The sequence below is a fragment of the Streptomyces spongiae genome, from assembly GCF_009377185.1.
GTDB lineage: Bacteria > Actinomycetota > Actinomycetes > Streptomycetales > Streptomycetaceae > Streptomyces > Streptomyces spongiae.
Map to the genome: position 1 here is coordinate 1 of NZ_VJZC01000440.1, position 8,495 is coordinate 8,495.

At 70.7% G+C, this 8,495-nt stretch carries 9 protein-coding genes; 3 read left to right on the plus strand and 6 right to left on the minus strand.

The genetic code is table 11. The annotated features are described in order from the left end of the window. Positions 1–128: 128 nt before the first annotated feature. The gene (locus tag FNH08_RS37390) at positions 129–1,127 is read left to right on the plus strand and encodes a small ribosomal subunit Rsm22 family protein (protein WP_322726121.1); all 999 of its coding nucleotides are present in this window, start codon (positions 129–131) and stop codon (positions 1,125–1,127) included. A 77-nt stretch (positions 1,128–1,204) separates the two neighbouring features. On the opposite strand, the gene FNH08_RS37395 is transcribed toward FNH08_RS37390, so the two are convergent. Next, entirely contained in the window at positions 1,205–1,387 is a 183-nt protein-coding gene (locus FNH08_RS37395) for a DUF6243 family protein (RefSeq protein ID WP_152775974.1), read from the minus strand. 111 nt (positions 1,388–1,498) lie between these two features. Here FNH08_RS37395 and FNH08_RS37400 point away from each other — a divergent pair, with 111 nt between their 5' ends. Both FNH08_RS37400 and FNH08_RS37405 read left to right on the plus strand, forming a co-directional pair. Continuing rightward, positions 1,499–2,122 (plus strand): TetR/AcrR family transcriptional regulator, encoded by a 624-nt coding sequence (locus tag FNH08_RS37400; RefSeq protein WP_152775975.1) that lies wholly within the window; start codon positions 1,499–1,501, stop codon positions 2,120–2,122. A gap of 255 nt (positions 2,123–2,377) precedes the next feature. Beyond that, the gene (locus FNH08_RS37405; protein ID WP_152775976.1) at positions 2,378–3,106 is read left to right on the plus strand and encodes a bifunctional DNA primase/polymerase; all 729 of its coding nucleotides are present in this window, start codon (positions 2,378–2,380) and stop codon (positions 3,104–3,106) included. Between the two features lie 52 nt (positions 3,107–3,158). Here FNH08_RS37405 and FNH08_RS37410 read toward each other — a convergent pair whose 3' ends face one another. The 5 genes from FNH08_RS37410 to FNH08_RS37430 form a co-directional block, all read right to left on the minus strand. Further along, a complete protein-coding gene (locus FNH08_RS37410; RefSeq protein WP_228034588.1) occupies positions 3,159–4,253 on the minus strand; it encodes a hypothetical protein in 1,095 nt (364 codons plus the stop codon). Continuing rightward, complete coding sequence (efeU, locus tag FNH08_RS37415) at positions 4,210–5,085, minus strand: iron uptake transporter permease EfeU (protein ID WP_322726122.1); 876 nt, start codon at positions 5,083–5,085, stop codon at positions 4,210–4,212. Before efeU ends, FNH08_RS37410 begins: the two co-directional genes overlap by 44 nt. A gap of 4 nt (positions 5,086–5,089) precedes the next feature. Next, a complete protein-coding gene (gene efeB / locus FNH08_RS37420) occupies positions 5,090–6,355 on the minus strand; it encodes an iron uptake transporter deferrochelatase/peroxidase subunit (protein WP_152775977.1) in 1,266 nt (421 codons plus the stop codon). 8 nt (positions 6,356–6,363) lie between these two features. Next, positions 6,364–7,506, minus strand: coding sequence for an iron uptake system protein EfeO (gene efeO, locus FNH08_RS37425; protein WP_152775978.1), 1,143 nt, complete (start codon positions 7,504–7,506; stop codon positions 6,364–6,366). Positions 7,507–7,682: 176 nt separating this feature from the next. Continuing rightward, positions 7,683–8,495, minus strand: an 813-nt coding sequence (locus FNH08_RS37430; RefSeq protein ID WP_152775979.1) for a heme ABC transporter ATP-binding protein, incomplete at its 5' end; no start/stop codon positions are given.

Below are 8,495 nucleotides of genomic sequence, written 5' to 3' on the forward strand. Positions count from 1 at the left end.
CCCACGCCCCCACGCCCACATCCTGAGCAAACGAGGCGGCACGGCCCAGGATTTTCGGTGAGGGAGGCCGCACAGGGGGGGAGTGAGCCGGGATCCGGGACGGTGGCCGCTCGCCATAGAATCGCCATGTGAACGCCCCCGTATCCGTAGCCGACTCCCTTCGCTCCGCCCTGGCCGGGCTGCTCGACGGGCTGCCGCCGAAGGTGGCCTCGCAGGCGGTCGAGCGGTTGATCGTGAACTACCGGGGGCGGACGCCGACGGACGCGCCGGTGCTGCGGGACCGTTCGGATGTCGTCGCGTACGCCGCGTACCGGATGCCGGCGACGTTCGAGGCGGTGCGCTCGGCGCTGGGCGCGTTCGCGGAGAGCGTGCCCTCGTGGGTGCCGGACAGCCATGTCGACGTCGGGGGTGGTACCGGCGCGGCGACCTGGGCCGTCAACGCCGTCTGGGCGGGGGAGCGGCCGGTCACGGTGCTCGACTGGGCCGAGCCCGCACTCGCGCTCGGGCGGGAGATCGCCGCGGGCAACCCGGAGTTGAAGGGCGCCGAGTGGCGGCGTTCGCGTATCGGAGCGGCGCTCGCCATCGAGAGCACTGATCTCGTCACCGTCTCCTACGTGCTCGGCGAGCTGACCGACGCCGACCGTGCCGCCGTCGTGGACGCGGCCGCGGGCGCCGCCCGGGCCGTGGTGATCGTCGAGCCCGGCACTCCCGGCGGCTACGCCCGCGTCATCGAGGCCCGCGACCGGCTCGTCCGCGCCGGATTCCGCGTCGCCGCCCCCTGCCCGCACAGCGCGGCCTGCCCCATCGTGCCCGGCCAGGACTGGTGTCACTTCTCCGCGCGGGTCAGCCGGTCCTCACTCCACCGGCAGGTCAAGGGCGGGTCACTCGCGTACGAGGACGAGAAGTTCAGCTACGTCGCCGCCGTACGGGGGCCGGAGGCCGCCCCGGCGCCCTCCCGGGTCGTCCGCAGGCCCCAGATCCGCAAGGGCCAGGTACTCCTCGACCTGTGCGAGACCGAGCCCTCCCTCCGCCGGGCCACCGTCACCAAGCGCCACGGGCCGCTCTACAGGGCCGCCCGTGACGCCGACTGGGGGGACGCCTGGCCGCCGGCCGGGGAAGAGGGCTGAGGGCCGAGAGAGCCCTGGTCCCGTCCCCGGCCGTGTCAGCGGCCCTGGCCGCGGCCGTCTCTCCGGCCGTGCCCCGGTCATGACTTCTTGCCGGTCGCACGTCCTTCCTGGAGCTTGCGCAGCAGCTCCCGTTTCTGGGCCTGGGCGTTCTGGCCGCCGCCGATCGCGCCCCCGCGGCCCCCTCCCCGGAGGGCCTTGCGGCTGAGGTTGCTGCGAGCGCCCCCGACTCCCAGCATGTTTCCGGCTCCGCCTCGGGTCATGGCGGGTCTCCCTTCGCTTCTCATCGTGCGTGACGATACGTCTCGTCTCGTTGTGTCGTACGCCAACAGTGCGGCGAGACGCTCCGTCTTGTCAAGTGATAAATTGGCCGCATGGTCCAGAAGCCCGCTCCCGACGCCACGCGCCGCAGTGAGAAGTCACGTCGCGCCATCTACGACGCCGCCCTCGCCCTCGTGGTGGAGGCCGGCTACGCGAAGACCACCATCGAGGGCATCGCGGCCCGTGCCGGAGTCGGCAAGCAGACGATCTACCGGTGGTGGTCGTCGAAGGCGGACGTGCTGCTGGAGGCCTTCCTCGATCTGAGCGAGCAGTACGCCGAGGCCGTGGCCACGCCGGAGGAGTTGCAGTACGGGATCCCGGACACCGGTGACCTCGCCGCCGACCTCAAGTACGTCCTGCGTGCCACGGTCGACGAGCTCGTGGACCCGAAATTCGAGGCGCCCTCCCGCGCCCTGGCCGCTGAGGGCGTCGTCAACGAGCAGTTCGCCGTCCAGGTCGTCTCCCGGCTGCTCGAACCCTCGCTCCAGCTTTACGTCCAGCGGCTGAAGGCCGCTCAGGCCACCGGTGAAGTGCGCCGCGACATCGACCCGCGCATCGCCCTCGAACTCTTCGTCTCCCCGCTCGCCCAGCGCTGGCTCCAGCGCACCGGGCCCATCACGTACGAGTACTCGGACGCCCTCGTCGACTACGCGCTCAACGGCTTGGCCCCCCGCTGAGCTTCAGCTGCAGCATCAGCATCAGCATCAGCTCCAACTCCAGCTTCAGCCGAAGGTGTGACCAAAGCGACCACGACGGCCCCGCAACGCCCCGGAACGGGGTGCCAAATCACGGCAAAGCGCTCAATAATCCCTGATCCCTGCCGGGAGTTGGCATCGCCCCACCTACCCCGGTTACGCTCCCGAGCCACCCGCGGCGCAGGATGGTGGGACCATGGAGCAAGCTGTCCGCACAACAGCGAGGCGAGGGGACAGATGAGCGCTGAGTTCGGCCGCCGCTCCGGCGGGCACGGCAGGATCTCCCAGTGGCTGCGCGGTCGTCGCACCGAACCGAAGGCCGAAGACGGCAGTCGTGAAACCCTGTTGCTCGCCGCGGCCGCCGCGGGACTGCCGCTCGCACCGGCCGCGTACCCGTCCGGGTACCGGTGTTCGTGCGACCGGGTCGGCTGTCCCACACCCGCGCGTCACCCCGTCTCGTTCGCCTGGCAGACGCAGTCCACGACCGACCGCGCCCAGATCGAGCGCTGGGCCCGCCACCAGCCGCAGGCCAACTTCATCACCGCGACCGGCATGGTGCACGACGTACTCGACGTGCCTCACGAGGCCGGACGGGAGGCGCTGGAGCGGCTCCTCGCCTCCGGGATCGAGGTCGGCCCCGTGGCCGAGACCGGCGACGGGCGCATGATGTTCTTCACCCTCACCCGGGGCACACCCGAGGACGAGGACGAGTGGTGGCCCTGCGAACTGGACTGCCACCCCGAGACCATGGACGAGCACCCCGGGCTGCGCTGGCACTGCCGCGGCAGCTACGTCCTCGTACCGCCCGCCCGGCTTCCCGGTGACCTCGGCGTCCAGTGGGTGCGCGGCCTCGAACACCCGCTGCCCGACCCGCTGAGCCTGCTGGAGATCCTCACCGACGAATGCTCCCGGTACGCGGGGGAGGAGCCGGACCACGCGACGGCGGCCTGGCCCCTGAGGGGCTGAGCCACTCCCGCCGGCCCAGCCCTTCCGCGGAGACCTGCTCGCTCTACGAGCCCTACTCGCCCTTCACGCTCGTCAGCCCGTCCACCCGGCTGAGGAACTTCACCTGCTGGTCCGAGGCCGACTTCGCCGGGTCCATCACCACCTGGTTGGACACCCGCTGCAGCGTCAGCGAGGACTTGACCTCGCCGGTCAGCAGGGCCTGGATGTTGGCGTCGACGTCGAGGTCGTAACCCGGTGCGGCCGTCTGCTTCTCGTAGTGGCGCGTGGCGAAGAAGACCAGGGCCCCGCCGTCCGTCGTGCGCAGGCCCAGCGGGGCGTAGTCGCCCTTCGACAGCGGCTCGTCGATGTACTGGCGGGCGAGCCCCGGCTGGTTCGACTTCTTCACGCGGTCGGCCCGCCACACGGAGGTGTGCGTGCCGGGCGCGAAGTTCGCCCCGCCGGAACTCCCGGAGCTGCCGGAGCCCTTGGCCTTCAGGTACGTGGCGTACTCCTCGCCCAGCTTGTCCGGCGCTATCGCCAGTGCCGCGTCATCCGCCGTGACCGTCTGCGCGAAGCCGTCCTTGTCCTTCTCGAACTCCGGGACGTCGTCGGCGTTGAGGATCGTCAGGTACGACACCGACCACACGGCGTTGGCGTCGGAGCGGGTGAACACCAGCAGCCAACGGGTGTCCTTGAGGCCCTTGTTGGCGGCAGTGTCGGCGACGAACCAGCGCGGCCAGCCCGCCTTCTCGGGGATCGTGAACTTCGCGTCGGTCAGCTTCAGCGGCGAGTACGCCGGATTGCCGTCCGGGTTGTTCTTGCGGCCCGCCCTCAGCTTCGCGCCGTCGATGTCGGCGAGCGCGCCGGTCACCTGGTCCGCGTCCGCGGCCTGGTCGTACGTCTTGTCGGCCTTGTTGTACGCGGCGGTGAAGCTCTTCAGCGCGCGGGCGGCATCGGCCCGCGTCGCCGTCGGCATGATCTCCCGCTCGCCGTGGACGACCACACAGCCGCTCGCCGTCACGGACAGCACGGCCACCGACGCGGTCGCCAGCGCGAACCGGCCGTGCCCGCCGAGCCGTCGAGGACGGTCGTCGTACATACCGAGCCGTCGAAGGCCCGTGTACTCACTGAGCCTTCGAGGGCTGAGAACCCCGCGATCCCTGCTCATCAGGTCCCTTCACCTTCCCCTTCCCGGAGGCGAACCCTACCGGGGCGAGGAACAGCGCGAGCGTCGGGATCAGGTACAGGAGCCATACCGTGACCTGGAGAACGGTCGGATCGGGCTGGAAGTTGAAGATTCCCTTCAGCAGCGTCCCGTACCAGGACGAGGGGTCCAGGGTGTCGCTGATGTCGAACGCCTTGTCCGTCAGACCAGGCAGGAAGTCCGCTTCCTGCAGATCGTGGAAGCCGTACGCGAGCACGCCCGCCGCCACCACGACCAGTATCCCGCCGGTCCACGTGAAGAACCTGGAGAGATTGATGCGCAGGGCACCCCGGTAGAAGAGCCAGCCGAGTACGACGGCCGTCGCGATGCCCAACAGCACGCCGATCAGCGGCCCTTGGGTGCCGTCGCCGGAGGCGCGCACGGACGCCCACACGAACAGGGCCGTCTCCAGGCCCTCGCGCCCCACCGCCAGGAACGCCGTGGCGACCAGCGCGCCCGTGCCCATCCGCAGGGCCGCGTCCAGCTTGCCGTGCAGTTCGGACTTCAGATGGCGGGCCGTACGGCGCATCCAGAAGACCATCCACGTCACCAGGCCCACCGCGATGATCGACAGCGAGCCGCCGAGCGCCTCCTGCGCCTGGAACGTCAGCTCCTGCGAGCCGAATTCGAGGACGCAGCCGAAGCCGAGGGCGAGCCCGACCGCGACGCCGATGCCGATCCAGATCGGCTTCAGCGCGTCCCGGCGGTCGGTCTTCACCAGGTACGCGATGAGGATGCAGACGACGAGACTCGCCTCAAGTCCCTCGCGCAGACCGATCAGATAGTTCGCGAACACGACGCTAGGCCCCCTTCGCCGAGGAGAACAGCTCCCGGCCCCACCAGTCGCCGGAGTCCCGGACGCCCGGCGGCACCGCGAAGATCGCCGAACCCACGTGCTGGATGTACTCGTTGAGCGCGTCCGTGGCGAGGTTGCGCTGGATCGGGATGAAGCCCTCGCGCACGTCCCGCTGGTACGCGAGGAAGAACAGGCCCGCGTCCAGGCGGCCGAGGCCGTCCGTGCCGTCGGTGAAGGAGTAGCCGCGACGCAGGATCCGCGCCCCGTGGTTGGAGTCCGGGTGCGCGAGCCGTACGTGCGCGTCCGGCAACATCGCCTTCAGGAACGGCTCGTCGCGCTCCTTCGCCTTGCCGACGGGCGCGCCCTCGCCCTTGTCGCGGCCGAAGATGTCCTCCTGCTCCTGCAGCGAGGTGCGGTCCCAGGGCTCGATGTGCATCCGGATGCGCCGCGCCACCAGGTAGGAACCGCCGGTCATCCAGTCCGGGCCGTCCGACGCGGCCACCCACACGTGCTTGTCCAGCCCGGCTTTGTCCGTGCCGGCGATGTTGCGGGTGCCGTCCTTGAAACCCATGAGGTTGCGCGGGGTCTGGGCCTCCGGCGTCGTCGACGACGTCTTGCCGAAGCCGAGCTGGGACCAGCGCACGGCGACCTTGCCGAAGCCGATGCGGGCGAGGTTGCGGATCGCGTGCACCGCGACCTGCGGGTCGTCCGCGCACGCCTGGACGCACAGGTCGCCGCCGCTGCGGGCCTTGTCGAGGTTGTCGCCCGCGAACTGCGGCAGGTCCACCAGGGCCTCGGGACGCGCGTCCTTCAGCCCGAACTTCTCGAAGAGCGAGGGCCCGAAACCGACGGTGAGGGTCAGCCTGGACGGCTTCAGCCCCAGCGCCTCGCCGGTGTCGTCCGGCGGAGCCTCCGCAAGGCCGCCGTACGCGCCCTCGCCGACCGCCTTCCCGGCCGTCATCCGCCGCGCGGCCGCCGTCCAGTCCTTGAGCATCTGCACGAACTCGGCGCGGTCGTCCGTCTTCACGTCGAACGCGGCGAAGTGCAGCCGGTCCTGCACCGCGGTGGCGATACCGGCCTGGTGCGCGCCGTGGAAGGCGACCGGGGCTCCGCTGTCGGTGCCTGCCTGGGCGGCGGTGTCGCCGCCCGTCGTGGCCGCGGCCACCGCGCCACCGGCCGCGGCGGCGCCGAGCGCGAGCCCGGCCCCGCCCCAGCCGATCAGCGACCGTCGCGAAGGGGTGCTTGTCGTCTCTTCGGTGGTGTCCGTCATGGTCGTCCCTACTTCACGACGGCGGTGGCGAGCTTGGACAGCGGCTCGGCGAGCGCGTTCACCGCGTCCGACAGCTTCTTGCGGTCGGACTCGCCGACCTTGTCGTACGAGACGAAGTCGTACGAGTTCTTGTCCGCGCGGTACGTGTCGAGCAGGGTGTCCAGCGCGGCGAACTGCTTGTCGAGCTCGGTGGTCAGCGTCTTGTCGTTCTCCTGCGCGACCGGCTTGAGCAGCTCGTACGCCTTCTGCGCGCCCTCGACGTTGGCCTTGAAGTCGACCAGGTCGGTGTGCGAGTAGCGCTCCTCCTCGCCGGTGACCTTGCCGGTGGAGACCTCGTCGAGCAGCTCCTTGGCGCCGTTGGCCATGGAGGTCGGGGTGATCTCGGCCTTGCCGACCCGCTTCTGCCAGTCCGTGAGGTCGGTGACCAGCTGGTCGGCGAGGGTCTTCTGCTCGGCGCCGATCTTCTTGTCCTGCCAGAGGGCCTTCTCCAGCGCGTGCCAGCCGGTCCATTTCTGGCCCTTCTCCAGGCCGTCGGCGCGGGCGTCGACCTCCGGGTCGATGTCGCCGAAGGACTCGGCGACCGGCTCGGTGCGCTCCCAGCCGATGCGGGAGGGCGCGTACGCCTTCTTCGCGGCCTCGATGTCGCCGTCCTTGACGGCCTCGGCGAACACCTTGACCAGCGGGATGGTCGCGTCGGCCTGCTCCTGGGCGTACTTGCGGTAGTCGGCCACGGCCTTGTCCAGGCGCGGGTCGCGCTTGGCGACCTTGCCGCTGCCGGTGGCCGTGACCTTCTGCCGGATGCCGTCGCCCTTCATGCCGGGCTTGCAGGCGATCTCGTAGTCGCCCGCCTTCACCTCGGCCGTGACCTTCTGCTGGGTGCCGGGGCCTATGTTCTCGCGCTCGGTGACCACCCGGTCGTCCGGGAAGAGGATGTAGACCTCGGTGACCTTGGAACCCTTGTTCTCGATGGCGAGCTCGACGTGCCCGGCCGGGAACTCCTTCTTCGACACCTCGCACTTGCTGTCGGTGGCGGTCACCTCGATGGCGCCGTCGCCGCCCTTGGCGCTGCTCTTCTCGGTGCAGCCGGTGACGGCGGTCAGGGCCGCCACGGTGGCGGCGGCGGTGACGACGGACAGTCTGAGGGGGCGCATTTCGGCTCCAAGGAAGGACACAGGGGACGCACAGATAAGGTGAGGCTGCCCCAAGTTATCTGAGGCTTACCTCACCAATTTCCGCTCGTCCAGTGAATCTCCTCTCATCGCGGGCGTACGAGCACGGCTTGATCACGGTGGCTTAAAACAGCCCTGATGATTCGGTCAAGAGAGGGTCAAGAGCCCAAGTGTGGTTCAAGATCCCGTTTCGGACTGATCAGGACGCCGCCGGTCCGCGGATGCGGGAACACCTCCACCGGCTGCCGGTAGACCTCCGACAGCAACCCGTCCGTGAAGATCTCCTCCGGCACGCCCTCGGCCGCGATCCGCCCGGCGCGCAGCACCGCGACCCGGTGCGCGTACGCCGCCGCGAGCCCCAGGTCGTGCAGGACCACGACCACCGCGTCACCGGCCCGCGCCCGCTCCCGGCACACCCGCAGCACCAGCTCCTGGTGCCTGAGGTCCAGCGCGGCGGTCGGTTCGTCGAGCAGCAGCAGCGGCGCCCGTTGGGCGAGCACCCGCGCCAGCGCCACCCGGGCGCGCTCGCCGCCGCTGAGCGCGGAGAAGGGACGGGCCGCGAACGCGCCGACCTCGGTGGCCGCTATGGCCTCGCGCACGGCGTCGTCGTCCTCGTCACCCCCGCCGGGCTGCCGCGCCCAGGGTGCGCGGCCCATCCGTACGACCTCCTCGACCGTGAACGGGAACGACAGCGCCGCCGCCTGGGGCAGTACGGCGCGCCGCAGGGCGAGGTCGGGCGCGGGCCACTCGTCGGCGGGGCGCCCGTGCACGCGTACGACGCCCGCGGTGGGCCGCAGGTCGGCGGCCAGGGCGGCCAACAGGGTCGACTTCCCCGCCCCGTTGGGCCCGACGAGCGCGAGCACCTCGCCCGCGCGGGCGGTGACACCGACATCGGCGAGGACCTCGCGGGAGCCGAGCCGCACATGGAGCCCCTCCGCCTCGGCGAGTACGTCACCGGGGGCGGCGGGGGG

Excerpts from the sequence above, each read along its gene's own strand:
- FNH08_RS37410 (WP_228034588.1), bottom strand. The coding sequence starts at position 4,253 with ATGAGCAGGGATCGCGGGGTTCTCAGCCCTCGAAGGCTCAGTGAGTAC.
- FNH08_RS37400 (WP_152775975.1), top strand. The coding sequence starts at position 1,499 with ATGGTCCAGAAGCCCGCTCCCGACGCCACGCGCCGCAGTGAGAAGTCA.
- efeB (WP_152775977.1), bottom strand. The coding sequence starts at position 6,355 with ATGACGGACACCACCGAAGAGACGACAAGCACCCCTTCGCGACGGTCG.
- FNH08_RS37405 (WP_152775976.1), top strand. The coding sequence starts at position 2,378 with ATGAGCGCTGAGTTCGGCCGCCGCTCCGGCGGGCACGGCAGGATCTCC.
- efeO (WP_152775978.1), bottom strand. The coding sequence starts at position 7,506 with ATGCGCCCCCTCAGACTGTCCGTCGTCACCGCCGCCGCCACCGTGGCG.
- FNH08_RS37395 (WP_152775974.1), bottom strand. The coding sequence starts at position 1,387 with ATGACCCGAGGCGGAGCCGGAAACATGCTGGGAGTCGGGGGCGCTCGC.